Consider the following 24,986-nt stretch of genomic DNA (forward strand, 5'->3'; position numbering starts at 1 on the left):
AGGTCTCGATGGTGGACATCGCCGAGAACGGACGCACCTGGCTCCTGTCGGGGCCCACCAGCAGCTATGCCCTGCACCTGACCGAGGCGCACGAACTGCTCCACCTCCACTGGGGGCCCCGCATCGCGCTCGCCGACGCCGAGGCCCTGGCCCTGAGCCCGCTGCCCGTCTACCGGCCCTTCGAGTCCCCGCTCGACGGCCGCGAGGAGTACCCCGTCGAGGGCGGCCCCCGCTTCGTCCGTCCCGCCCTCTGTGTGCGCACCGACGAGCGGCGCGGCACCGAATGGCGCTTCGTGTCGTACGAATGCGACCGGGACGGGACGGGAGACGGCACCGACGGCGCGGAGCTGCGGCTGCGCTTCGACGACGACGGACTGGCGATCACCCTGCACTACCGGATGCGCGGTGACGTCGTGGAGCGCCGGGTCACCCTGGAGAACGGCGGGCACACGCGCGTGGAGCTGCTGCGCGCCGACGCCGCCACCTGGACCCTGCCCGAACGCGACGGCTGGCGGCTGTCCCAGCTGCACGGCCGCTGGGCCGCCGAGTCCCTGCTCACCCGCGCGCCGCTCACCCACGGCGAGAAGGTCATCGGCAGCCGCCGCGGCCACACCGGCCACCAGCACCTGCCCTGGGTCGCCCTCGACACCGACGCCACCGAGGAACGCGGCGAGGTCTACGGCTGCGCGCTCGGCTGGTCCGGCTCCTGGCGGATCGCCGTCGCCCAACTCCCGGACGCGCGCGTGCAGATCACCGGCGGGGCCGGCCACGACGACTCGGGCCTGCTGCTCCTGGCGCCGGGGGAGTCGTACAGCACCCCCGTCTTCGCGGGCCTGTGGAGCGACGGTGGCTTCGGCGGGGCCAGCCGGACCTGGCACGCCTACCAGCGTGCGCATGTGATCCCGGACGCCGAGCGGGACCGGCCGGTGCTGTTCAACTCCTGGGAGGCGACGTTCTTCGACATCTCCGAGGAGCGGCAGGCGGCGCTCGCCCGGCGCGCGGCCGGCATCGGCGTCGAGCTGTTCGTCGTCGACGACGGCTGGTTCGGGGCCCGCACCAGCGACCGGGCCGGGCTCGGGGACTGGACCCCCAACCCCGACCGGTTCCCGCACGGCCTCGGGCCCCTGGCGGACCAGGTGCACGGCCTCGGCATGCGGTTCGGTGTCTGGGTCGAGCCCGAGATGGTCAACCCGGACAGCGACCTGTACCGGGCCCACCCCGACTGGGTGCAGTACCAGCCGGGCCGCAGGCGGACGGAACTGCGCAACCAACTCGTCCTCAACCTCGCCCGGGAGGACGTCCAGGAGTACCTGTGGGAGCGGCTGGACGCCCTGCTGTCCGGCGCCCCGATCGACTATGTGAAGTGGGACTTCAACCGCTGCTTCACCGACGCCGGCTGGCCGGGGGAGCCGTACCCGCAGCGCCTGTGGGTCGACCACGTCCGCGCGCTGTACGCCCTGCTGGACCGGCTGCGCGCCGCCCACCCCCGGGTCGCCTTCGAGTCCTGCTCAGGGGGCGGCGGCCGGATCGACCTCGGTGTGCTGAGCCGCACCGACCAGGTGTGGACCTCCGACAACACCGACCCGCTGGACCGGCTCGCCATCCAGCACGGCTTCAGCCAGATCCACCCCGCGCGCGTGATGGCGGCCTGGGTCACCGACAGCCCGAACACCCAGCTCAACGGCAGGATCAGCGCCCTGCGCTTCCGGTTCGTCAGCTCCATGGCGGGTGTGCTCGGTATCGGCGGCGACCTCACCGAGTGGACCGACGAGGAACTGGCCGAAGCCAGGGAGTGGGTGGCCCTCTACAAGGAGATCCGGCCGCTCGTCCAGCGCGGCGACCTGTACCGGCTGCGGCCCCCGACGGGCGGCCTGAGCGCCGTCCAGTACGTGCTCGGGGACGAGGCGGTGGTCCTGGCCTGGCTCCAGACGCAGAGCTACGGAGAGCCGGTACCGCGCGTACGACTGCGCGGACTCGACCCGACGGCATCGTACGAATGCCGCGAAACGGGCGAAGTTCACAGAGGTGCCGTTCTGCTGCACCACGGACTGCCGACCGGGCTGCGCGGCGACCTGGATGCGGCAGTTCTCCGTCTGTGTCGCATCTGACCCTTATGTCCTGAGTGGCCCGTTCATTCCAACTAGGTGTGGAATAAAGGCGCCTGGGGCAGCGGGGCGTGAGGAGCGTCATAACCGTGACCGTCCGCTGTTCGTCATGTCCACCTAATGCCCAAGCGAATACGGGAAATTGACTCGACCGCGCGGGTGCGAATTCACGCACCGTGACCACGAATTTCCCATTTGGATCTTCTGGCACCTGAACGCCGGGAATCGGTCGCTTGTTTCCGTGCGTCGGGCTCGCTTACGTTCGCCATCAATCCGGACGGAACGCCGAATCCTGCCGCCGCCCGGAGTCCCACACACATGACCCGTGCGCGGCAGGAGCGGGGGACCCGCCAGGTACGACTGCCTGTCCCGGTCTCCGCGACAGGCTCGGGGTGCAGCCGCGCACCGCGCGGCCGGGCAGCTCCAGCCCGAACCCGACAGCTCACCTCGCAGGCGCCGGAGAGGAATGCGTCATGCCCGCGAAGGGTAAGCACCGCCGTCCCAAGACCCAGCGTTTCACCCGTTCCGTCGCCGTCGCCGGAACCGGCGGTGCCGCACTGGCCCTGCCCCTGCTGGGTGCCACCGGAGCGCACGCCGCCACCGCGCAGCCCGTCTCCGGAAAGACCGTGCAGTCCGTGGCGAAGACGGCGGCCGGGAAGACCGCCGCGCAGCAGGCCATTGGCGTTCGCACCTACACGGTGAAGTCCGGCGACTGCCTCGCGAAGATCGCCGGCGAGCAGCACGTGAGCGGGGGCTGGCACCGGCTCTACGCGGACAACCGGCAGGCCGTCGGCGAGAATCCGGCCCTGATCCACCCGGGTCTGAAGCTGTCGCTCGGCAAGAAGGCCGCCGCCCCCACCCGCGCCGAGTCCCCCGCCCCCGCGCAGCCTTCGAAGGCCCGGGCGGAGGCGCCGGCGAAGACCGCCCGGGCGACCCCCGCCACCCAGGCGTCTCCGTTGGCCCAGGCGTCCCCGGTGGCCCAGGCCACCCAGGCCACCCAGGCCACCCAGGCCGCCGAGGCGGCCCCCGCCACCGGCTACACCCTCCCGGTCGCCGCGCCCACCGTCGGCACCGCGTACCACGTGGCGGGCAGCATGTGGTCCAGCGGCTACCACACGGGCGTCGACTTCGTCGTCCCCACCGGCACCTCCCTCAAGGCCGTCGGCGCCGGCACCGTCGTCTCCGCCGGCTGGGGCGGCGCGTACGGCAACCAGGTCGTCATCAAGCTGAACGACGGCTACTACGCCCAGTACGCCCACCTCTCGCAGCTCTCGGTGTCGGCCGGTCAGACGGTGACCCCGGGCCAGCAGGTCGGCCTTTCCGGCGCCACCGGCAACGTGACCGGCCCGCACCTGCACTTCGAGATCCGCACCACGCCGAACTACGGCTCGGACGTGGACCCGGTCGCCTACCTCCGCTCGCACGGCGTCGCCCTCTGAGCCACCGGCGCCGAGGGACACGCTCCTCACGCCCACCTGCCTGACACGCCTCCGAAGGCCGGACCCCCGATCCCCGGGTCCGGCCTTCGGTGTGTCCGGACGGTCCCCGTACCGGCCGTATTCCTGGGTTGGCAATTTCTTTAAGGGTGTCTCATCTCACCGCTCGTCAACCCCTGCCTACGGTCGCGTAAGTCACATCCGAAGGTGAATCATGGTCCGACGTGGCAGACGATTCGAAGAGTGACAACACATCAGTGATCGGGTCGTACGTGGCGGTGGGGGACAGCTTCACCGAGGGCGTCGGCGACCCCGGGCCCGACGGGGCGTTCGTCGGCTGGGCCGACCGGTTCGCGGTCCTGCTCGCCGACCGGCGGCCCGAGGGCGACTTCAAGTACACCAACCTCGCGGTCCGCGGGAAGCTGCTCGACCAGATCGTCGAGCACCAGCTCCCGAGGGCCGTCGAACTGGCCCCGGACCTCGTCTCCTTCTGTGCGGGCGGCAACGACATCATCCGGCCGGGCACCGACCCCGACGAGGTGGCCGAGCGCTTCGAGCGGGCCCTCGCCCCCCTCGCGGCGGCCGCGGGCACGGTGATGGTGACGACCGGCTTCGACACCCGGGGCGTGCCGGTGCTCAAGCATCTGCGCGGCAAGATCGCCACCTACAACGGGCACGTCCGCGCCATCGCCGACCGGTACGGCTGCCCCGTGCTCGACCTGTGGTCCCTGAGGTCCGTCCAGGACCGCAGGGCCTGGGACAACGACCGGCTGCACCTCTCGCCCGAGGGGCACACGCGCGTGGCGCTGCGCGCCGGTCAGGCCCTCGGCCTGGAGATCCCGGCCGACCCGGAGCAGGCCTGGCCGCCGCTGCCGCCCCGGGGCACCCTGGAGATCCGCCGGGACGACGTCCACTGGGCCCGCGAGTACCTCGTCCCGTGGATCGGCCGCCGACTGCGCGGGGAGTCCTCCGGGGACCACGTCACGGCGAAGGGCGCGCTCTCGCCGGACGACATCAAGATGCGCATCGCGTCGGTCGCCTGACCCCGCGCGCGGCGTGACCGTGCCCCGTACCGCGATCCCGGCGGTGCGGGGCACGCCCGCGCGCCCACCGGAGTCCCGGCCCGTGTTCCGGGCCGGGGTGCTCCGGCCGGTCGACTCCGCGCGCTACAGGCCCAGTTCCCTGGCCAGGGCGTCGTTCACCCACTCCTGCGCGCGGGCGCGTGGCACCGCGCCCGGATAGGACGTGAGCTGCACGGCCAGGCCGTCGAGCAGGGCGGTGAGCCGCAGGGCCGTGCCCGTGGGGTCGGGGCAGGTGAACTCGCCCGCCGCCACGCCCTCCGCGATGACCTCGGCGATCGCCGCCTTCCACCGCTGGTCGAGGTCCCGGGTGACCGCCCGCAGGGCCGGCTCTCGCAGCGACACCGCCCAGCCCTCGATCCACAGCCGCCAGCCCTTGGCCTGGCCCGTGGGCGCGTACCAGCGCACGGCGGCGCGCAGCCGGCGCAGGGCGGAGGTCCGCCGGTCCAGCAGCGCGCGCAGCCGCGCGAGGTCGTCCTCGGCCGCGTAGGCGAAGGCGGCGGCGACCAGCTTCTCCTTCGTCGAGAAGTGGTACAGCACCAGCGCGTTGCTCACCCCGAGCGCCGAGGCCACGTCGGCGATCCTGACCGCCGCCACGCCCCGCGCCTCGATCTGCCCGATGGCGGCCCGCAGCATCTCCTCCCGCCGCTCGGCCACGCTCAACCGCACTCTCGCCACGCGGTCACCCTAGTCCGTCCGCCGACGCCGCCCCCCAGGGCACCGACGGCGGCCGTGCCCGCCGGGGTCAGCGGTACCAGCCGAAGCGCCCGGCGATCACCGGCAGCCGGTCCGACACCAGGGCGTGGGCGGCGGCGCGCGGCGTCGTCCCGTCGGCCCGCGCACGGTCCAGCACCGTCCCGGTCAGGGCCCGCATCGAGCGGCGGATGTGGGCGAACGCCTCGTCGGCGTCCGGGCCGATGTCGCCGAACAGCGTCCACCACCACCAGGCGTTGGTGGCGGAGTTGACCACCACGTCCGGCAGCACCGTCACCCCGCGCGCGGTCAGCAGCCGCTCCGCCTCCGGCAGTACGGGCATGTTGGCGGCCTCGACGATCCAGCGGGCGGTGATCCGCTCCTGCCCGGCAGTGTCGACCGCGTACGAGACCGCCGCCGGAACCAGCACCTCCGCGTCCGCCGACAGCCAGGCGTCGCCGGGCAGCTCACGGTCGGCCGGGCGCAGCGCGGAGCGGTCGAGCGTGCCGTAGGCGTCCCGCGCCGCCAGCAGCGCCTCCACATCGAGGCCGTCCGGGTTGGCGACGGTCCCCTTGACGTCGGCCACCGCCACCACCGTCAGACCCGCGCGCGCGAGGAAACGCGCCGTGGCCCCGCCCATCGTGCCCAGCCCCTGCACGGCCACCCGGGTGCCCCGGTACGGCACCGAGGCCCGGTCCAGGGCCGCCAGCACCGACTCGGCCACCCCGCAGCCGCCCGCCAGCTCGTCCAGGCCGACGCCGTCCACCCGCACCGCGAAGGCGTCGGCGAGCCGCGCGCGGGCCGCCGGCTCGTCGTCCAGCAGCGGGAACACGGCCTGAACGGTGGAGACCAGGCCCGCCTCGGCGGCGGCCCGGTCCACCAGGTCCTGGCTGAGACCCAGATCCTCGCCGGTGGTCCAGCAGCTCTCGATGTACGGCCGCATGGCGCGCAGATAGCGCACGAGGAGCCCGTAGGCCGCCGGGTCCCGCGGATCGCAGTCGATGCCGCCCTTGGCGCCGCCGAGGGGGACGTACCGGGCCTCCGGGTCGTAGTGCAGGGCCTCCTTCATCGTCATGCCGCGCGCGAGCCCGGTGACCTCCTCCAGCGTGCAGCCGGCGCGCATGCGCAGCCCGCCGCTGGCCACGCCGCGCACCAGCCGGTCGACGACCAGGAAGCCCTGGCGCCCGGTGACGTGGTCGGTCCACACGAGCGACATGAGGGGGGCGGCGGCCATGGGGGCTCCCGGGAGGGCGGTTACTGAACGACGGGTCAGTATCCGTAGCCGTCGGGCCGCTGTCAAAGCGCCGTGCGGGACGTCTCGGCCGACCGGGGGAGCGGGACGGCTCGGCGGGCGGCACCCCTGTCGGACGGGCCGACCATAATGGAGGACCTCAGCGACTTCACTGGAGGTAACCGTGACCGGATGGCGTTCCAAGAGCTCCGGGCTCAGCGCGCTGCAGCCCGAGGCCTTCGGCGCGCAGCCGCGCGGTGAGCGCCTCGCCCGGATCCGCCGTTCCCCGCACTTCAGGGACGGCGTCTTCCAGAACCCGGGCGGCACCGCCCGTACCCGGCCCTCCGGCTCCACGCTCGACCTCGCCAAGGTGTTCCTGGACAAGGACACCCGGCCGCTGCGCTCCCCGGACGGCACCGTCCCGGTGCACGCCACCACCCTCGCCGACCTGGCCAAGCCGCCCACGACGGGGCTGCGGGTGACCTGGATGGGCCACTCCAGCGTGCTCGTGGAGATCGACGGTCACCGCGTCCTGTTCGACCCCGTCTGGGGTGAGCGCTGCTCCCCCTTCCCCTTCGTCGGGCCCAGGCGGCTGCACCCGGTGCCGCTGCCGCTGGCCGCGCTCGGTCCGGTCGACGTGGTGGTGATCTCGCACGACCACTACGACCACCTGGACATGCCCACGATCAAGGCGCTGGCCGGTACGGACACCGTGTTCGCCGTGCCGCTGGGCGTCGGCGCGCACCTGGAGCACTGGGGCGTCTCGGCGGACCGGCTGCGCGAACTCGACTGGCACGAGTCCACCGAGGTCGGCGGCCTCACCCTGACCGCCACCCCGGCCCGCCACTTCTGCGGCCGCGGTCTGCGCAACACCCAGCACACCCTGTGGGCCTCCTGGTCCGTCACCGGCGAGGAGCACCGGGTCTACCACAGCGGTGACACCGGCTACTTCGAGGGCTTCCGCGAAATCGGCGCCGCCCACGGCCCGTTCGACGCCACGATGATCCAGATCGGCGCGTACAGCGAGTTCTGGCCCGACATCCACATGACGCCCGAGGAGGGTCTGCGCGCCCACCTCGACCTGCAGGGCGGCACCCCGCACGGCGTACTGCTCCCGATCCACTGGGGCACCTTCAACCTCGCCCCGCACCCCTGGGCCGAGCCCGGCGAGTGGACCAAGGAGGCCGCCGGGGAGGCCGGTCAGGCGGTGGCCCTCCCCCGGCCGGGCGAGCCCTTCGAACCCGCCGGGAAGCTCCCCGCCGAAGCCTGGTGGCGATCCGCCTCGGCACCCGTCGCCCACCTCCGGCGCCGGCCCCGGCAGCCCTCGACCGTCGCGGAGATCAGCCGCGTCGAGGTCGACCTGGCCGGCGAGAGGTGACGCCGAAACGCCTGTCACGACGAAGAAAAGGATGCGCAAGGATTCCGTAAAGAGGTGGTGCGCCGTTACGATCTCGGCCTGTGAAGCGCATTCTCATGCAGGCGGGGAACGACCCTTTCAACGTGCCCACGATCGAGAGCACCCTGGTGCGCAACAGCATTCGGGGCAACGTCGGCAATCTCATGTACACCAATTCCGCCTACCGGCACATGTCCGTGCCGGGCGCGGAGATTCGCGTCGACACGACGCACTTCGCCGAACTGACGGTCGCGGACGCGGACCGGATCAATGACGAATGCGATGTCTTCGTGCTGCCGATGGCCAATGCCTTCAAAGCGAAGTTCATTCCGCACATGCACATCCTCGCGGACCTCATCGGCAGGCTGAAGGTGCCGGTGGTCGTGTTCGGAGTGGGCGCGCAGGCGAAACTCGATTACGACACCGCGTTCCTGAAGCCCGTCGACGAGGCCGTCAAGCGGTTCGTCGCGGCGGTGCTGGACCGTTCGGCGTCCATCGGGGTGCGAGGTGAGTTCACCCAGCGCTACCTCGGCCAACTCGGTTTCCATGACGTCGACGTCATCGGATGCCCCTCGGTCTACTTCCGGGGCCCCGGCTTCCGGATGGCACACTCGGGCGGGCAGGCGCTGCCCGAGGGAGCCCGGATCGCGCTGTCCACCGCGCTGCGGCTCGCCAACGCCGAACTCGCCTCGGCCATCAACGAATCCATCCTGAAGCAGCACCCCGGCCTCACCTATTTCGCGCAGGAGGGACGCGACCTCCAGACGCTCTACTGGGGTGACACCTCCGTCGCCGCCCGGCAGTCCACGCCGATGCCCGACCTCAGCTCCCACCCGCTGATACGCGCGGCCGACGTGTGCGTCCCGCTGGAGCCGCACAGCTGGATGGACGCCCTCACCCGGTACGACTTCGCCGTCGGAACGCGTATCCACGGCAACATCGCCGCTCTGGTCGCCGGCACCCCGGCGTTCGTGTTCGCCCATGACTCACGAACGCTCGAGCTGTCCCGGTACCACCACATCCCGCACCGGGTCATCACCGACCTGGAGGCCGACACCGACGTCGCGGGCCTCTATGCCGAGACCGACTACACGGCTTTCGACGCGCATTACGCCGAGGGGTTCCAGCGACTGCTGGACTTCATGACGAGGAACGGACTGCGGAACGCCTACGAGCACGGGGACGGCGGCGAGGAGTACGACCGCGCCGTCCGGGCCGCTCGGTTCCCCAGGCCGTTCCGCCGTTCCGAGGCCGAGAACGTGGACGACCTGCTCTTCCGCATCACCATGCTCCGGGAGCAGAACAAGGCGATCGCGCGCCAGGCCGCCAGGGCCGAGAAGAAGGCCTCCGCTCAGGCCTCCCACATCAAGAAGCTCGAGGCGGCGCTCGCCGCGCAGCGGGAGTCCAGCGAGAAGCGGCTGCGGGCGCTCGAGGCCCAGGCGAAGCAGCGTCTGCCCACCAAGGCGCGGCGCCTGGTCAAGCGGCTCGCGCCGAAGTGACCGGGCCTGGCGCGGGTGACGGAAGGTGACGGATCCTCCGCCCCGACGCCGGCACCCCCGAGCTGTCGACACCCGGGCGGCATGACACCGGAACGGGACCCCGGACGCGCCGAGGGCCGGTCCGCACACCAGTGCGGACCGGCCCTCGCTGCTTGTTCCTGACCACTTCTGAACAGGTCGGATCGAGTTCTTACGACACTGACGCCGCAGTCCGGCGCGGTTATCGGTCTGTCGTACGACGCCTCATACCAGAGCGGGATGCTGCCCGGGGGAGTTTGGCAACTGCCCGCCGCACATGATGCGCAGGCGACTACTGTGAGTGTCCGTCGCACGACGCAGGGCCTGGCGCGAACCAGGCCGACGGACCAGTACGAGGACGCAGATGTCTCATCTCCGTGCACCGGCCGCCCGTGCCGACCGCCGTGAGGGCGGCCGCCACGGGAGACCGGTCGCCCGACCCGCTCCCGCACTGCCCGAGACACACATACGGCCCCAACTCATGCGGCTCGCCGTGCTTCCGCCCGTCGCCGTCGCCCTCAGCGCCACCGCGGCCGTCCTGTTCAGCATCCGCTCCACCGGCACGAGGCCCGCTCCCACCCTGTGGGCCGTGCTCGCCGGAGCGTTCGCGGTTACCGTCGCGGGCGTCCTGATCGCCGCCGTGGCCGCCGACCGAGCGGCTCGCTCGGTCACCGACCGCGTCGACGCCCTGCGCTGCGGCGCCGCCCGCGGAGAGGCCGAACTGCACGCCCTCGTAGAGGCGTTGCGGCAGGGCGAGGCCCCGGTCCGGCGCGGACCGGGCCGCCGGCCGCCCGCGGACGCCGACGACTTCGACCTGCTCGCCGCCGACCTGGCCCGGGCGCACGACGGCGCCGTCACCGCCGTCGTGCAGGCCGCCCAGCTCTCCAGCCAAGCGGGCAGCGAACAGAAGCTCGAGGTCTTCGTCAACCTGGCACGCCGGCTTCAGTCCCTGGTGCACCGGGAGATCTCGATCCTCGACGACCTCGAGAACGAGATCGAGGACCCCGATCTGCTCAAGGGCCTGTTCCACGTCGACCACCTCGCCACCCGCATCCGGCGGCACGCCGAGAACCTCGCCGTGCTCGGCGGCGCCGTGTCCCGGCGGCAGTGGAGCAACCCGGTGGACATGACCGAGGTGCTGCGCTCGGCCATCGCCGAGGTCGAGCAGTACTCCCGGGTCAAGCTGGTCCCGCCCATCGACGGCGAGCTGCGCGGCCACGCCGTGGCCGACGTCATCCATCTGCTCGCCGAACTCGTGGAGAACGCCACGGTGTTCTCCGCCCCGCACACCCAGGTGCTGCTGCGCGCCAACCTCGTCACCTCCGGGCTCGCCGTGGAGGTCGAGGACCGCGGGCTCGGCATGCCGGTCGGCGAGCAGGACAGGATGAACGCCCTGCTCGCCGACCCCGATCAGGTCAACGTGGCCAGCCTGCTGGCCGACGGCCGCATCGGCCTCTACGTCGTCTCGCAGCTCGCCCGGCGGCACGGCATCTCGGTGCGCCTGCAGAGCAACATCTACGGCGGTGTGCAGGCCGTACTCGTCGTGCCCCAGGCGCTGCTGGGCACGGCGCCGGGCGTACAAGGGGCGGCCGGGGCGGCGACGCACCAGCGGGAGAACCCCGCGGCGCACGGCTCGCCGGCGGTGCCGTCGGCCCACGTCCCGTACGCCGTGACGGCGCAGGGGACCGGCTGGGGAACGGCCCACGCGGGAAGGGCCGACGAGGCCGGTCCGGGCCACGGGGAGTCCGCTTCCGCGCCGGTCCCGGCCAACGGCAGGCGCCGGCACGCGCAGCGCGGGTCCGGGCACGGCGATGACATGCCGAACGCGGCCGCCCGCAACGGCAGTACGCGCGAGGAGGGAGAGCGCGGCGCGACCGCGCGGAGCGAACCCGCGCCGGGCGGCGGAGCACCTGCCCCGCTGCCCGTGCGGGCCGCGCGCGAGAAGCGGGCCAACCCCGCCGAGGCCGTACCCGGCATCGGCTCCGACCGGCCGGTGGTGGAGGCCCACGCGGGCGTCCTGCCCGTCCCGCGCGGCGGCACGGCCGTACGCGGCACCATGGGCAAGCCCCGGCTGCCGCGCCGCCGAGCCCAGGAGCACATCGTCCCGCAGTTGCGCGGCGGCCCCGCCCCGCGTCAGGACGCCGACGTCGTCGCGGGCCACGATCCCGGGCTGATGGCCGCCTTCCAGCGCGGCATAGGACTGGCCGAGGCACAGGAGCCCACGGAACCGGATCCGCTGCCCGCGGCCCGGCAGCCCGTGTACTCGCCCGCCGCCGAAGGCAGCGGCGGCAGCCCCGAAGCGAGCGCGCCGGCCGGATGACCCCCCTCTCCGGCCGCACGGACCCCGCCCTCCCCACCCCCAGCACCCCCACATCCAGCGCTCCCGCTGGTCTTCGTACCCCAAGGAGTCGATCCACCATGGCGAGCGATGCGCCGACCGCCCAGGCATCCGACCTCGACTGGCTGCTGAGCGGCCTCGTGCAGCGCGTACCGCACACGTCCAGCGCGGTGCTCCTGTCCTGCGACGGACTGGTGAAGTCCATGCACGGCCTCGATCCCGACAGCGCCGACCACATGGCGGCCCTGGCCTCCGGCCTGTACTCGCTCGGCCGCAGCGCGGGCATCCGGTTCGGCGACGGCGGCGACGTCCGTCAGGTCGTCGTCGAACTCGACTCGACGCTGCTGTTCGTCACCACGGCAGGCTCCGGCACCTGCCTCGCCGTGCTCGCCGGCCGCGAGGCCGACGCCGCCGTGCTGGGCTACGAGATGGCGATGCTGGTCAAGAGCGTGCGTCCCTACCTGGTGACCGCGCCCCGCCGGCACGCCGCCGAACCCACGGGGACGAGGCCTTGAGGGTGGCCGCAGCCGGCGACGGGCCCTGGCTCGACGACGCCGCCGGACGGCTGGTGCGCCCGTTCACGGTCAGCAACGGCCGCACCGAACCCAGCATCGCCCTCGACCTCATGTCGCAGGTGATGTCCACCGGCGTCACCCCCCTCGGCTACCTCGGCCCCGAGCACGCCCAGGCGCTCGAGGTGTGCCGCGCGCCCGTCCCGGTGGCCGAGGTCGCCGCGCACCTGAGACTGCCCGCGGTGGTCACCAAGGTGCTGCTCTCCGACCTCGTCGACTGCGGGGCGCTGACCACCAAGCCCCCCGTCTTCCACCACACACCCACAGACCGGTCTCTGCTGGAGGCAGTGCTCGATGGACTACGACGACAGCTCTGATCCGTTCCCCACCGCGCTCAAGATCCTGGTGGCGGGCGGGTTCGGGGTCGGCAAGACGACCTTCGTGGGAGCGGTCAGCGAGATCGCCCCGCTCAGCACCGAGGAGCTGCTCACCACCGTCAGCGCCGCCACCGACAACCTCGACGGCATCGAGAACAAGGTCGAGACGACGGTCGCCATGGACTTCGGCCGGATCACCCTCGATCCGCGGCACGTGCTCTACCTGTTCGGCACGCCGGGACAGGAGCGGTTCTGGTTCATGTGGGACGAGCTGTCGGAAGGGGCGCTCGGCGCGGTCATCCTCGCCGACACCCGCCGCCTGCAGGAGTGCTTCGCGGCGGTGGACTTCTTCGAGGAGCGCGGCCTCGCCTTCGTCGTCGCCGTCAACGAGTTCGACGGCGGCTACCGCTACGACCCGGCGGAGGTGCGCGCCGCCCTCGACCTCGATCCCGGTATCCCCGTCGTCCCCTGCGACGCCCGCATCTCCAGCTCCGGCGTCCAGACCCTGCTCACCCTCGTACGCCACCTCATCGCCCACGCCCCGGCGCCCGCGCCGAGCCACGGCGCCCACCTGTGATCCAGCCACACCGCCCACGGAGCCGCCCCATGAGGTACGTCCACAGCGCCGGAGACCGGTCATGAGCTACCAGCCGCCCCGTCCGGTCCGGGGTCTGCTGCTCACCCCCGAGGACAAGGAGGCCCCCGCCCGTACCTCCAGACTCCGCGGGCTCGGTCTGGGGGAGCGGCCCGAACCCGCTCTCGACGCCTTCGCGGACCATCTGGCCCGGCTCACCGGCGCCCCGTACGCCATGGTCAACTTCGTCGGCGAGGACCGCCAGTTCTTCGCGGGCCTGCGCGCCCCGGCGGCCGCGCCGCTGGTCCGGGAGGACGGCAGCAGGCCCGAGGTCGGCCGCGTACTGCCGCGCGACCACGGCTTCTGCCCCCATGTGGTGGTCCGGCGCAAGGCGCTGGTCCTGGAGGACGTCCGCGACTACCCGCGCTTCGCGGGCAATCCCGTGGTCGACGAGTACGGCATCCGCTCCTACCTCGGCGCCCCGCTCATCGACAGCTCCGGCATGGCGCTCGGCACCGTGTGCGCCGCCGACCTCGCCCCGCGGGCCTGGGGCAGGACCGGACTGGAGACGATCAAGTCGCTGGCCGCCGAACTCGCCGCGCACATGGAGGGATCGGCGCGGGACGGGCTGCCGCTGTGAACGGGCTCGCGCCGGACCCGGGCGCGCGGCCGGGGCCGTGCCCAGGGGCGTGAAGGAAAGCTGAGGCGGCGGTTAAGAAAAGCTCGATGGACCCCGGCGCGCGCGTACGGCAGATTGCAGGGTGATTCCACCCCTCTGACCCGGTGCGGGCTTCTTCGGCATGCCCGCGGGCCGGGACCTCACCCACAGGAGCCGTAGCGTTGAAGGCGCTGGTCAAGGAGAAGGCGGAGCCCGGGCTCTGGCTGACGGACGTCCCGGAGCCCGCCATCGGTCCCGGTGATGTGCTGATCAAGGTCATGCGGACCGGTATCTGCGGCACCGACCTGCACATCCGGGCCTGGGACGGCTGGGCGCAGCAGGCGATCAGCACGCCGCTCGTGCTGGGGCACGAGTTCGTCGGGCAGGTCGTGGAGACCGGGCGCGACGTCAGCGACATCCGGGTCGGTGACCGGGTCAGCGGGGAGGGCCACCTGGTGTGCGGCAAGTGCCGCAACTGCCTCGCCGGGCGGCGCCATCTGTGCCGGGCCACCGTCGGCCTCGGTGTCGGCCGGGACGGCGCGTTCGCGGAGTACGTCGCGCTGCCGGCGTCCAACGTCTGGGTGCACCGCGTCCCCGTCGACCTCGACGTCGCCGCGATCTTCGACCCGTTCGGCAACGCCGTGCACACCGCGCTGTCGTTCCCGCTGGTCGGCGAGGACGTCCTGATCACCGGCGCCGGCCCGATCGGCCTGATGGCCGCCGCGGTGGCCCGGCACGCCGGCGCCCGCAACGTCGTCATCACCGACGTCAGCGAGGAGCGCCTGGAGCTGGCCCGCAAGATCGGCGTGAGCCTCGCCCTGAACGTCGCCGGGACCACCATCGCGGACGGGCAGCGGGAACTCGGTCTGCGGGAGGGCTTCGACATCGGCCTGGAGATGTCCGGCCGCCCCGAGGCCATGCGCGACATGATCGCCAACATGACGCACGGCGGCCGGATCGCCATGCTCGGCCTGCCCGCCGAGGAGTTCCCCGTCGACTGGGCCCGCGTCGTCACCTCGATGATCACCATCAAGGGCATCTACGGACGCGAGATGTTCGAGACCTGGTACGCGATGTCGGTCCTGCTGGAGGGCGGCCTGGACCTCGCCCCCGTGATCACCGGCCGCTACGGCTACCGCGACTACGAGGCCGCCTTCGCCGACGCGGCCGGCGGCACCGGCGGCAAGATCATCCTCGACTGGACCGTGTAGAACCCTTCTCCCGCAAGCACCTTCAGGAGCCTTCCCATGTTCGACTCCGTGCGCGACGACCTGCGCGCCACCCTCGACGAGATCCGCGCCGCCGGTCTGCACAAGCCCGAGCGGGTCATCGACACCCCGCAGTCCGCGACCGTCAACGTCAGCGCCGGCGGCCGCCCCGGCGAGGTCCTCAACTTCTGCGCCAACAACTACCTGGGCCTCGCCGACCACCCCGAGGTGGTCGCCGCCGCCCACGAGGCGCTCGACCGCTGGGGCTACGGCATGGCCTCGGTCCGCTTCATCTGCGGCACCCAGGAGGTGCACAAGGAGCTGGAGGCCCGCCTCTCGGCCTTCCTCGGCCAGGAGGACACCATCCTGTACTCCTCCTGCTTCGACGCCAACGGCGGTGTCTTCGAGACCCTGCTGGGCGAGCAGGACGCGGTGATCTCCGACGCCCTCAACCACGCGTCCATCATCGACGGCATCCGGCTGAGCAAGGCCAAGCGGTTCCGCTACGCCAACCGAGACCTGGCCGATCTGGAGACGCAGCTCAAGGCCGCCGGCGATGCCCGGCGCAAGCTGATCGTCACCGACGGCGTCTTCTCCATGGACGGCTACCTCGCGCCCCTCGCGGAGATCTGCGACCTCGCCGACCGCTACGACGCGATGGTCATGGTCGACGACTCGCACGCCGTCGGCTTCGTCGGCCCCTCCGGCCGCGGCACCCCCGAACTGCACGGCGTGATGGACCGCGTGGACATCATCACCGGCACCCTCGGCAAGGCGCTCGGCGGCGCTTCCGGCGGCTACGTCGCCGCCCGCGCCGAGATCGTCGCCCTGCTGCGCCAGCGCTCGCGCCCGTACCTGTTCTCCAACACCCTCGCCCCGGTGATCGCCGCCGCCTCCCTGAAGGTCCTCGACCTGCTGGAGTCCGCCGACGACCTGCGCGTCCGGCTCGCCGAGAACACCGCCCTGTTCCGCCGCCGGATGACCGAGGAGGGCTTCGACATCCTCCCCGGCGACCACGCCATCGCGCCCGTCATGATCGGCGACGCCGCCGAGGCGGCCCGGATGGCCGAACTGCTGCTGGAGCGGGGCGTGTACGTGATCGGCTTCTCCTACCCGGTCGTCCCGCAGGGCCAGGCCCGTATCCGCGTCCAGCTGTCCGCCGGGCACTCCACCGAGGACGTGCACCGGGCGGTCGACGCGTTCGTCGCGGCCCGCGCCGAGTTGGCGGTCTGACCAGCGCGGACATGGGGCGATAATTGACCCCATGATCGAAGCGCGGCGGCTCCACATCCTCCGTGCGGTGGCCGACCACCGCACGGTGACGGCGGCGGCCGCCGCGCTGTACCTCACCCCCTCTGCCGTCTCCCAGCAGCTGACCGCGCTGGAGCAGGAGACCGGCCACCGGTTGGTCGAGCGGGGCGCCAAGGGCGTGCGGCTCACCCCGGCCGGCGAGATCCTGCTCAGCCACACCAACGCCGTCCTCGCCCAGCTCGAGCGGGCCGAGGCCGAGCTGGCCGCCTACGGTTCGGGGGAGGCCGGCACCGTCACCGTGGCCGCCTTCGCCACCGGCATCGCCGAGGTGGTGGCGCCCGCCGTGGCCCGGCTGGCCTCATCGGCGCCCGGCATACGGATCCGGGTCCAGGACGCCGAGGGCGACGCCAGTCTGCCGATGGTGCTGGACCGGCAGGTGGACGTCGCCGTCGCCGTGGAGTACCGGGGCGCCCCGGCCGCCGACGACCCCCGGCTGACCCATGTGGCGCTGTACGCCGAGCCCTTCGACGCCGTCGTCCCCGTCGGCCACCGCCTCGCCGACGCCGACGAGGTCCCCCTCGCCGAACTGGCCAAGGACACGTGGATCGGGCCGTACCCCGGCAACCCCTGCCACGACGTGGTCGTCCTGGCCTGCGAGAGTGCCGGGTTCCAGCCCCGGCTGGAACACTCCTCCGACGACTTCCGTGCCGTGGTCGCCCTTGCCTCGGCCGACGCGGGCGTGGCCCTCGTACCCCGTTCCGCCCTGCGCGGCATGGACCTCGCGGGCGTCGTCGTGCGCCCGGTGGACGGGGTGGCCCCCACCCGCCGGGTCTTCGCGGCGGTCCGACGGGGCGCCGAGGGACATCCGCTGATCCGCCCGGTGCTCCAGGCCCTGGGGCGGGCGGCGGGCGTGAGCCTCCCGTAACACGGCCGTCTCATATCCGGGATAGCGTCCCGGATATGAGAACCGAAGCCCCTGACCCCGTGGACGCCCGGATCGGCGCCCGGCTGGCCGAACTCCGCGCCGGGCACGGCTGGTCCCTGGGCGAGCTGGCCGACCGCAGCGGAGTGAGCAGGTCCACCCTGTCCCGGGCCGAACGCGCCGAGATCAGCGCCACCGCCTCCCTCCTGAACCGCCTCTGCCACGTCTACGGACGCACCATGTCCCAGCTGCTCAGCGAGGTCGAGGCGGCGCCGGCCCCACTGGTCCGGGCGGCCGACCAGCAGGTCTGGCGGGACCCCGCGGCCGGCTTCGTGCGGCGGTCCGTCTCCCCGCCGCACGGCGGGCTGCGCGGCGAACTGGTCGAGGGCAGACTCACCCCGGGCGCCGACATCGCGTACGACCGCCCGCCCGTGCCCGGCCTCGAACAGCACCTGTGGGTCCTCGACGGCACGCTGGAGGTGACCGTCGAGGAGGCGAGCCACACCCTCGGCGCCGGGGACTGCCTGCGGATGCGGGTCTTCGGCCCGACACGGTTCCGCTGCCCCGGACCCGGCGAGGCGCGCTACGCGCTCGCGGTGGTGCGGCCATGACCGTACTGCGCTGGAACGACGCCCAAGTGCGCGAGCGGTGCCAGGAGTTGGCCGCGCTGCTGGCCGACACCGTGGCCGGGGGAGCCTCGGTCGGATTCCTCGCGCCGCTCGGGCCGGAAGAGGCCGCCGGGTGGTGGCGGCAGCGGGCCGACGCCGTGGCCGCCGGACGGCTGGCGGTGTGGGTGGCCGTGGACGGCGCCGACCGGGTGGCGGGCACCGTCGGCCTGGCCCTGCCCGACAACCCCAACAGCCGCCACCGCGCCGAACTCGTCAAGCTGATGGTGCACCGCTCCGCGCGCGGACAGGGCCTCGGCCGCAGCCTCCTCGCCGCCGCCGAGCAAGCGGCCGTCCACGCCGGCGTCACCCTGCTCCACCTCGACACCGAGACCGGCAGCCGCGCCGAGCACCTGTACCGCTCGGCCGGCTGGACCCCGGCCGGCACCATCCCCGACTACGCGGCGAGCCCGTCCGGTGAACTGCGTCCGACCACGCTCTACTACAAGCGGGTCGGCCCGCCCGCCGGGTGACTGTCAGTGGCGGGAGCTAGCGTGCGTGGCATGCCGGACGCAGAAGACGTACGCCGTATCGCCCTGTCCCTGCCGGACACCACGGAGAAGACCGCCTGGAACATGCCCACGTTCCGGGTGGCCGGGAAGATGTTCGCGACCCTCCCCGAGGACGAGACGTCCATCGCCGTGCGCTGCCCGAAGGAGGAGCGCGACGAACTGGTGCTGGCCGAACCGGAGAAGTTCTGGATCGCCGGCCACGAGGCCCAGTTCGCCTGGGTGAGAGCGAGACTCGCGGCGCTGGAAGACGAGGCGGAGCTGTGCGACATCCTCGCCGACTCCTGGCGCCAGGCCGCCCCGCCGCGACTCCTGGAGACCCACCCCGAGTTGGGTGCGCCGGGCGCCCGCTGAGAGCGGCACCGGAAAACGGCTCGGCGGGCACCGGCGAGGCATGACATGATCCGGCGCGGCGCACGGGGTGAGGGCGGGGGCCGGGAGGGGAGTACGCGGGATGACCGGTACGCGGGCACGGCGCGACGAGGTCGCGGGGACGGGGCGGGGGCGCCGGGCCGGTACCGAGGGCCCCGCGGTCTGGTCGCGGGACTTCGCGCTGTTCTTCGTGGCCCGGGCCGTCGCCCGGCTCGGCGACACCATGCTGCCCGTGGCGCTCGCCGCCGGTCTGCTGCGGAACGGGTACGGCGCCGGTGCGGTCGGTCTCGCCATGGCCTCCGCGTCCGCCGCCTTCGCGGGTCTCGTCGTCTTCGGCGGAGTGATCGCCGACCGGTTCAGCACCCGCAGGCTGATGATCGGCGCCGACCTGGTCCGGCTCGTCACTCAGTCCCTGGCCGCGGTCCTGTTCTTCTCGGGGCATGTGGTTTTGTGGCAGATCTGCGCCATCGGGATCGTGGGCGGGGTGGCCGCGGCCGTGTTCCAGCCGGGCGTGGCCAGCACCGTGCTCCGACTCGCCCCCGACGTCCAGGGGGCGAACGGCGCGATCCGCGTCGCCGAGTCGGTGGCCCAGCTCGCGGGACCGGCCGCCGCCGGCCTCCTGGTCGGTTTCGCCTCGCCCGGCGGTGTGTTCGTCGCGCATGCCGCCACCTACGCGATCAGCGCCCTGTGCCTCCTGCTCCTGCGGCTGCCCCCGCTGCCCGCGGGAGCCCGCCCCACCGGGCCCGGGCCGCGCTCCTTCCGGGCCGATCTGGTCGAGGGCTGGCGGGAGTTCCGGTCCCGGACCTGGCTGTGGGGCGTGATCGTCGTCTGGGGCGTGTACATGATCGCCACTTGGGGGCCGACCGTTCCGCTGGTGGCCGCCGAGGTCGTCCAGCACCACGGCCCGCGCGCCTACGGCCTGATCAACTCGGCCCTCGGCGCGGGCACGGTCGTCGGCGGCCTGTTCGCCCTCCGGCTGCGGCCACGGCGCATGCTGCGCGCCGGGGCGCTCGCGCTGTTCGCCTTCTTCGGCTTCCCTGCCGCCGTCGGCGCCGGTCTCGGCGTACCGGCCATGGCGGCGGGCGCGGCGGTGGCCGGGGCCGGACTGTCCTTCTGGGGCGTGATGTGGGCGACCACCGTGCAGACCCAGGTGCCCGGCGACGTCCTCAACCGCATCCACGCCTACGACGTGGCCGGCTCCCTCGCCATGATGCCCGTCGGCCAGGCCCTCGCGGGGCCGGCGGCCGCCGCCCTGGGCGCCGGCCGCGTCCTGCTGATCGCCGGCGGGGTGAGCCTGCTGGTGGCCACGGCGCTGCTCTCGGTCCCGGCGGTACGGGACCTCACCCGGGCCGACGCCCGGACCCCGGCGCACTGAGCCGCCCCGGCGGTCGCACCTGTGCCCGGGCACCCGCTCCGCGAGGCGCGCGGCCCTCGGCCACCGGTAATGGATGCGCGACCACCGACCTGAGTGCGGTATGGTTTCCCTGCGCGTTTCGACCAGGGAAACCCCAGGTCAAACGGCACCGGGACGTGGCGCAGCTTGGTAGCGCACTTGACTGGGGGTCAAGGGGTCGCAGGTTCAAATCCTGTCGTCCCGACCAGCTTCTTGCGATGGTCGGAGGTCGTCTTCTCAGGGATGAGGAGACGACCTTTGTCGTGTCCGGTGCTCTTCCGTCCGCGACCCGCCCGCCCCGGCCCCCTCGCCGCCCGCCCCGGCCCCCTCGCCGGCCGCCCCGTCCTCCGTCGCGGCTTCTCCGTCGCCCGTCCCGGCCTTCCCGTCGGCCCTCCCGGCGTCCACACCGGTCAAGGTCGGCCCCCGGGCGAGCAGGGGATGGTGGTCGTCGGCGGTGATCTTGGAGACCATGTCGGCCAGTTGCCGGCAGGCCAGTTCGATCTCCCGCTGGGACTGGGCACGCTCGCCGAGGATCGCGGCGAGCAGCAGCGCGGTCAGGGCGGCGGAACCGTTGAAGGCCTGCAGAGTGATCATGTTGCTGAGCAGGTCGTGACCGGCGAACGGACCCGATCTCCGCGCCGCGGCGATGATCGCGAAGGTCGACACGACCAGCGCGCAGGGGGCGGCCCCGGTGAGCTGGAAGCGGAAAGCCGCCCAGAACAGCAGCGGGAAGGCGAGGAACAGCAGCGGGGTGGGACTGGCCTCCAGAGACCCGACGCCGATCGCGACCCCCGCGAGCAGCAGCCCCTCCACCCACCGGACCGGCGGCACACCTCTCGGCCGGCGGGCCCTGCGCAGGACCAGCAGGACCGGAGTGACCACCAGGACGCCCATCGCGTCACCGGTCCACCACACCATCCAGGTCGGCCAGAACCGGTCGGGGCTCAGCGCACCGGAGAGCGCCAGGGCCGCGGTGCCCGTCGTCGCGCTGATCAGCATCCCGGTGAACGCGCCCAGGAAGATCAGCGCCAGCGCGTCCCGCAGCCGGTCCAGCTCCTCGCGGAAGCCCGTGCGGCGCAGCAGCGCGTAGGAGCACAGGGGCGCGAGGGTGTTCCCGGCCATGATGGCGAGCACGGCCGTGACCGACGGCCCCAGCGTGATGTTGACGAGGAACGCGCCGAGCGTGATGCCGGGCCAGAGCCGCGGGCCGCGCATCAGCAGCGCCGCCACCGCGATCCCGCTCGGCGGCCACACGGGGGTGACCTGGCCGCGCACCAGTTGCTGGAGCAGGCCGAGCCTGGCCGAGCCGTAGTAGAGCGCGGCGAGGACACAGATCTCCAAGGCGGCCAAGCCACCGCGCCGGAGCCGTTCCCGCCACGCCACAGTCATCGGGCGACCTCCGCTCACCATCGCCTCGAAGCCATCATCCGTCCGATCCGGGAGTTCCGCCCGGCAGCGTGGTGAGCCGTGGATCCGCTGGTCAGGCGGGCGGGGTGCGCAGGGCGAGGATGGCCATGTCGTCGTGGCCGTCGCTGGGGTGGTGGTCCGCGAGTGCCCGGACGAACTCCGGCAGCGGCAGGGCGGCGTACGCGGCGGCGAGTTCGGCGAGTTCGCGCAAACTCTCGTCGATCGCGTGGTCGGGATGCTCGACGAGACCGTCCGTGAAGAAGACCACCGTGGCGGCCGGGGGCAGCAGCCGGGAGTGCTCGGGGCGGGGCTGCCCGGTGTCCACGCCGAGCGGCAGCCCGGGCTCGGAGAACAACAGTTCCGCCCGGTGCTCCGGGGCGATCAGCAGCGGCGGGACGTGACCGGCGGTGCTCCAGCGCAGCCGCCAGCCCGCCCCCTCCGGTTCGATGCGGGCCAGGGTGGTCGTCGTGACCGGGTTGTTGGTGATCGCCTCCAGGGTCCGGTCGAGCTGGGTGAGGACCACGCCGGGCGGATTGCGGTGGTCGAACAGCAGGGCGCGCATCATGTTGCGGGTGGAGGCCATGGCCGCCGCCGCCTGCAGATCGTGGCCCACCACGTCACCGATGACGACGGCCACGACGTCGTCGGGGAGCTGGATGGCGTCGTACCAGTCCCCGCCGAGCTGGCTGGGCTCCGCGGCGGGCCGGTAGATGGCGGCGGCGGTGAAGGGCCGCAGGTCGGGCAGAGTGGGCAGCAGCAGCCGCTGGAACTGCTCGGCGTTGACCCGGATCCGTTCGAACAGCCGGACGTTCTCGATCGCGATACCGGCGGCGCTGGCCAGGGCGACGACGACGTTCTCGTCGTGCTTGTCGAAGGGCTGTCCGTCCAGCCGCTCGGAGAGGTAGAGGTCGCCGTAGATCTCGCCGCGGACGCTGATGGCGACACCCAGCAGCGTGCGCATGGGCGGGTGGCCGGCCGGAAAGCCGACGGAGGACGGGTGGGCGGTGATCTCGTCGACCCGCAACGGCTCCGGGTAGCGGATCAGGTGGCCGAGGACGCCCAGGCCACGCGGCAGACCGGACGCCTCCACAGCACGGCGCTCCGGCTCGGACAGGCCCTCGGCGATGAACTGCTCCAGGCCCTGCCCGGGCCTGTTCAGCACGCCGAGGGCGCCGTAGCGGGCGCCGACCAGCTCCATGGCGGTGGTCACGATGCGGTGCAGCACCGCGGGCAGTTCCACCTCGCGGCTGATGGCCACCACCGCGTCCAGCAGGCCCTGCAGCCGGTCCATGGTGGACAGCAGGCCGCGCAGTTGCTCGTCGATCCGGCCCAGCTCGCAACGCAGGCGCGAGTGCAGGTCGGGCAGGGTCGGGTGGCGCGGGTGCCGGCCCTCCCGGTTCCCGGCCATCACGCGCGCCCGGGGGCCCGTGGTCCGGTCCCGGCGCCCGCCCGCCGGTCACGGCGGACCGGTGCGGACAGCCCGTGGATCGAGAGGTGCATGCCGGCCTCCTGACACGATCCCCCGTGGCGGCTGTGTCGTCCTTCGATTGTGGCATTGGCGGCCCCGGGCCTCAGCGGGAGCGGGCCGGGTGCCGCGGCCGGAAGCGGCACCCGCCACCGGTGTCAGGACACCAGCCCCACATGGGCGAGGGCCTGCTTCAACAGCACGCCGTGCCCGCCCGGCATCTCACCCTGCAACGCCGCCGAGGCGGCCTCCTGGGGGCTGAACCAGACCAGGTCGAGGGCGTCCTGCCGGGGACGGCAGTCGCCGGTCACCGGCACCACGTACGCCAGCGACACGGCGTGCTGACGCGGGTCGTGGTACGGCGTGATGCCGGCCGTCGGGAAGTACTCCGCGACCGTGAACGGCTGCAGGGAGGCCGGCACCCGGGGCAGGGCGACCGGGCCGAGGTCCTTCTCCAGATGGCGCAGCAGGGCGTCCCGTACCCGCTCGTGGTGCAGGACCCGGCCGGACACCAGGGTCCGGCTCACCGTTCCGTCCGGGCCGATGCGCAGCAGCAGCCCGATGCTCGTGACTTCGCCGCTGTCGTCCACGCGCACGGGCACGGCCTCGACGTAGAGGATCGGCATCCGGGCCCTGGCCATCTCCAGCTCGTCCGAGGTCAGCCAGCCGGGCGTGGTTTCGGTGATGTCAGACATTGCTTGATCATACTTTCCGGGTGGGGCGCTCGCTGCGGTCGCGGGCCGGTTCGTCCATGGTCGGTGCGTACAGTCGGCGGGCGTTGTCGCGGCCCGTCCAGGCCGCGATGCGCAGGGCGTCGGGCAGGCTCAGCTCGTCCGCGTCCACCCGGTCCTGGAGCAGGGCGCCCAGGGCGCGCCGGAAGGACAGCGCGCCGAGGTGGTGGAACTCGGCCACACCGTAGGCGTCGGAGCTGTACAGCAGTTTGCGGAACGGGGTGATCTCCAGGGCCTCCTCCAGTACCGCCCGGCAGCGGGCCGGGCCGGTGTAGTGCAGGGCCAGGCCGACGTCCAGGTACACCTGCTCGAACACCGCCGACAGATAGGCGGCCTGGCGGTGGTACGGCCAGCAGTGCAGCAGCAGGACCGGGACCGTCCCGGCGGTCAGCCGCAGCCAGTCGGTGAGCAGCGCGGGGTCGGCGTGGTGCAGCCGCAGATCGGCGTCGCCGAAGCCGGTGTGCAGTTGCAGTGGCAGCCCCAGGCCGACCGCGGTCCACATCAGATGCCGTACGAGGACCGGGTCGTCGAGGCGCCCGCCGCGCGCGAGCCACTGCCCGGCCGCCCGGGTCACCTCGCCGTCCGAGGGCCGCTCCGGGGCGAGGGCGAAGCCGGTGCGGTAGGCGGCCACCGACTTCACCGCGATGACGCCGGGCCGTCGTACGGCCTCCTCGGCGGCCGACCTCAACGCGCCGGCGTAACCACCTGCCGTGACACCCCGGGCCACCACCTCCTCGGCCACCTGTTCGAGCCGCACCACCTCGTGGGCGGCGGCGCCCGAGGCCTCGGCCAGCTCGGCGGGGGAGGTGACGGGATGCGGGGCGTAGCCGGTGTCGACGCAGAACGCCTCGGCTCCGGCGGCGGTCAGGAAGCGCCGGTTGACCTCGCGCCAGCCCAGCTCGCGGCGCCGGGCCAGGTACTCGGCGGGGGGCGCGTGCCGGGGCAGGTCCAGCAGGGGCGCGCAGTGGCGGCGCACCGCCACGCCGACCGGGCTGTCGAAGGCGGACACGCCGGGCCAGACGTCTCCCTCGGTGATCAGCGACTCGAACCCGGCGGGCGTGAGGTCGGCCGTGACGGCGCCGTGGCAGTGGTGGTCCACCAGCGGCAGCGCGGCCAGGGCATCGTGGACCGGCCCGGGGGCGGCCAT

Annotated in this window: 23 protein-coding genes, 1 tRNA gene and 1 riboswitch; of the genes, 18 read left to right on the plus strand and 6 right to left on the minus strand. The window is 73.0% G+C overall.

Annotated features, from left to right (window positions below):
* Positions 1-8: 8 nt before the first annotated feature.
* From AB0924_RS23315 to AB0924_RS23325, 3 genes are all read left to right on the plus strand, one after another.
* Positions 9-2,108 carry an alpha-galactosidase gene (locus AB0924_RS23315; protein ID WP_366912402.1) on the plus strand — a complete coding sequence of 700 codons (2,100 nt, stop codon included), beginning with the start codon at positions 9-11 and terminating at the stop codon, positions 2,106-2,108.
* A gap of 270 nt (positions 2,109-2,378) precedes the next feature.
* A riboswitch (cyclic di-AMP (ydaO/yuaA leader) is annotated at positions 2,379-2,574 on the plus strand.
* Positions 2,575-2,578: 4 nt separating this feature from the next.
* Positions 2,579-3,544: a peptidoglycan DD-metalloendopeptidase family protein gene (locus AB0924_RS23320; protein WP_366912403.1), complete on the plus strand. Its 966-nt coding sequence runs from the start codon at positions 2,579-2,581 to the stop codon at positions 3,542-3,544.
* Positions 3,545-3,798: 254 nt separating this feature from the next.
* Positions 3,799-4,584 carry an SGNH/GDSL hydrolase family protein gene (locus tag AB0924_RS23325; RefSeq protein WP_358932582.1) on the plus strand — a complete coding sequence of 262 codons (786 nt, stop codon included), beginning with the start codon at positions 3,799-3,801 and terminating at the stop codon, positions 4,582-4,584.
* Positions 4,585-4,707: 123 nt separating this feature from the next.
* On the opposite strand, the gene AB0924_RS23330 is transcribed toward AB0924_RS23325, so the two are convergent.
* Both AB0924_RS23330 and AB0924_RS23335 read right to left on the minus strand, forming a co-directional pair.
* Complete coding sequence (locus AB0924_RS23330) at positions 4,708-5,298, minus strand: TetR/AcrR family transcriptional regulator (RefSeq protein ID WP_366912404.1); 591 nt, start codon at positions 5,296-5,298, stop codon at positions 4,708-4,710.
* Between the two features lie 67 nt (positions 5,299-5,365).
* A complete protein-coding gene (locus tag AB0924_RS23335; RefSeq protein WP_358932465.1) occupies positions 5,366-6,547 on the minus strand; it encodes a Glu/Leu/Phe/Val dehydrogenase dimerization domain-containing protein in 1,182 nt (393 codons plus the stop codon).
* A 181-nt stretch (positions 6,548-6,728) separates the two neighbouring features.
* On the opposite strand from AB0924_RS23335, the gene AB0924_RS23340 reads away from it, so the two are divergent.
* The 15 genes from AB0924_RS23340 (at position 6,729) to AB0924_RS23410 (ending at position 20,444) form a co-directional block, all read left to right on the plus strand.
* Positions 6,729-7,922 carry an MBL fold metallo-hydrolase gene (locus AB0924_RS23340; RefSeq protein ID WP_358932467.1) on the plus strand — a complete coding sequence of 398 codons (1,194 nt, stop codon included), beginning with the start codon at positions 6,729-6,731 and terminating at the stop codon, positions 7,920-7,922.
* 122 nt (positions 7,923-8,044) lie between these two features.
* Positions 8,045-9,439, plus strand: coding sequence for a polysaccharide pyruvyl transferase family protein (locus AB0924_RS23345; protein ID WP_358932469.1), 1,395 nt, complete (start codon positions 8,045-8,047; stop codon positions 9,437-9,439).
* 382 nt (positions 9,440-9,821) lie between these two features.
* On the plus strand, positions 9,822-11,777 hold the full coding sequence (locus AB0924_RS23350; protein ID WP_358932471.1) for an ATP-binding protein: 1,956 nt from the start codon (positions 9,822-9,824) through the stop codon (positions 11,775-11,777).
* A 98-nt stretch (positions 11,778-11,875) separates the two neighbouring features.
* A complete protein-coding gene (locus tag AB0924_RS23355; RefSeq protein WP_358932473.1) occupies positions 11,876-12,310 on the plus strand; it encodes a roadblock/LC7 domain-containing protein in 435 nt (144 codons plus the stop codon).
* Between the two features lie 2 nt (positions 12,311-12,312).
* Positions 12,313-12,684: a DUF742 domain-containing protein gene (locus AB0924_RS23360; RefSeq protein ID WP_358932584.1), complete on the plus strand. Its 372-nt coding sequence runs from the start codon at positions 12,313-12,315 to the stop codon at positions 12,682-12,684.
* Positions 12,662-13,261, plus strand: coding sequence for an ATP/GTP-binding protein (locus AB0924_RS23365; protein WP_358932475.1), 600 nt, complete (start codon positions 12,662-12,664; stop codon positions 13,259-13,261). The genes AB0924_RS23360 and AB0924_RS23365 overlap by 23 nt, the downstream gene beginning before the upstream one ends.
* A 61-nt stretch (positions 13,262-13,322) precedes the next feature.
* Positions 13,323-13,898: a GAF domain-containing protein gene (locus AB0924_RS23370; RefSeq protein ID WP_358932477.1), complete on the plus strand. Its 576-nt coding sequence runs from the start codon at positions 13,323-13,325 to the stop codon at positions 13,896-13,898.
* Positions 13,899-14,098: 200 nt separating this feature from the next.
* Entirely contained in the window at positions 14,099-15,127 is a 1,029-nt protein-coding gene (gene tdh, locus AB0924_RS23375; protein ID WP_358932479.1) for an L-threonine 3-dehydrogenase, read from the plus strand.
* A 36-nt stretch (positions 15,128-15,163) separates the two neighbouring features.
* Positions 15,164-16,357, plus strand: coding sequence for a glycine C-acetyltransferase (locus AB0924_RS23380; RefSeq protein ID WP_358932481.1), 1,194 nt, complete (start codon positions 15,164-15,166; stop codon positions 16,355-16,357).
* Between the two features lie 31 nt (positions 16,358-16,388).
* Complete coding sequence (locus tag AB0924_RS23385) at positions 16,389-17,300, plus strand: LysR family transcriptional regulator (RefSeq protein WP_366912405.1); 912 nt, start codon at positions 16,389-16,391, stop codon at positions 17,298-17,300.
* Between the two features lie 35 nt (positions 17,301-17,335).
* A complete protein-coding gene (locus tag AB0924_RS23390) occupies positions 17,336-17,908 on the plus strand; it encodes a helix-turn-helix domain-containing protein (RefSeq protein ID WP_358932485.1) in 573 nt (190 codons plus the stop codon).
* Complete coding sequence (locus AB0924_RS23395) at positions 17,905-18,435, plus strand: GNAT family N-acetyltransferase (RefSeq protein WP_366912406.1); 531 nt, start codon at positions 17,905-17,907, stop codon at positions 18,433-18,435. The genes AB0924_RS23390 and AB0924_RS23395 overlap by 4 nt, the downstream gene beginning before the upstream one ends.
* 30 nt (positions 18,436-18,465) lie before the next feature.
* Complete coding sequence (locus AB0924_RS23400; RefSeq protein WP_358932489.1) at positions 18,466-18,825, plus strand: MmcQ/YjbR family DNA-binding protein; 360 nt, start codon at positions 18,466-18,468, stop codon at positions 18,823-18,825.
* Between the two features lie 100 nt (positions 18,826-18,925).
* Positions 18,926-20,218, plus strand: a complete 1,293-nt coding sequence (locus AB0924_RS23405) for an MFS transporter (protein ID WP_366912407.1) — start codon at positions 18,926-18,928, stop codon at positions 20,216-20,218.
* A gap of 149 nt (positions 20,219-20,367) precedes the next feature.
* Positions 20,368-20,444: transfer RNA gene (locus tag AB0924_RS23410), tRNA-Pro, on the plus strand.
* 29 nt (positions 20,445-20,473) lie between these two features.
* On the opposite strand, the gene AB0924_RS23415 is transcribed toward AB0924_RS23410, so the two are convergent.
* The 4 genes from AB0924_RS23415 to AB0924_RS23430 all read right to left on the minus strand — a co-directional run bounded on the left by AB0924_RS23415 (position 20,474) and on the right by AB0924_RS23430 (position 24,986).
* Complete coding sequence (locus tag AB0924_RS23415; RefSeq protein WP_358932493.1) at positions 20,474-21,625, minus strand: MASE1 domain-containing protein; 1,152 nt, start codon at positions 21,623-21,625, stop codon at positions 20,474-20,476.
* A gap of 91 nt (positions 21,626-21,716) precedes the next feature.
* The gene (locus AB0924_RS23420; RefSeq protein WP_366912408.1) at positions 21,717-23,051 is read right to left on the minus strand and encodes a GAF domain-containing SpoIIE family protein phosphatase; all 1,335 of its coding nucleotides are present in this window, start codon (positions 23,049-23,051) and stop codon (positions 21,717-21,719) included.
* Positions 23,052-23,266: 215 nt separating this feature from the next.
* The gene (locus AB0924_RS23425) at positions 23,267-23,803 is read right to left on the minus strand and encodes an NUDIX hydrolase family protein (protein WP_250405467.1); all 537 of its coding nucleotides are present in this window, start codon (positions 23,801-23,803) and stop codon (positions 23,267-23,269) included.
* 7 nt (positions 23,804-23,810) lie between these two features.
* Complete coding sequence (locus AB0924_RS23430; protein WP_358932586.1) at positions 23,811-24,986, minus strand: amidohydrolase family protein; 1,176 nt, start codon at positions 24,984-24,986, stop codon at positions 23,811-23,813.

The sequence above is a fragment of the Streptomyces sp. NPDC047869 genome, assembly GCF_040704065.1.
Taxonomy (GTDB): Bacteria; Actinomycetota; Actinomycetes; order Streptomycetales; family Streptomycetaceae; genus Streptomyces.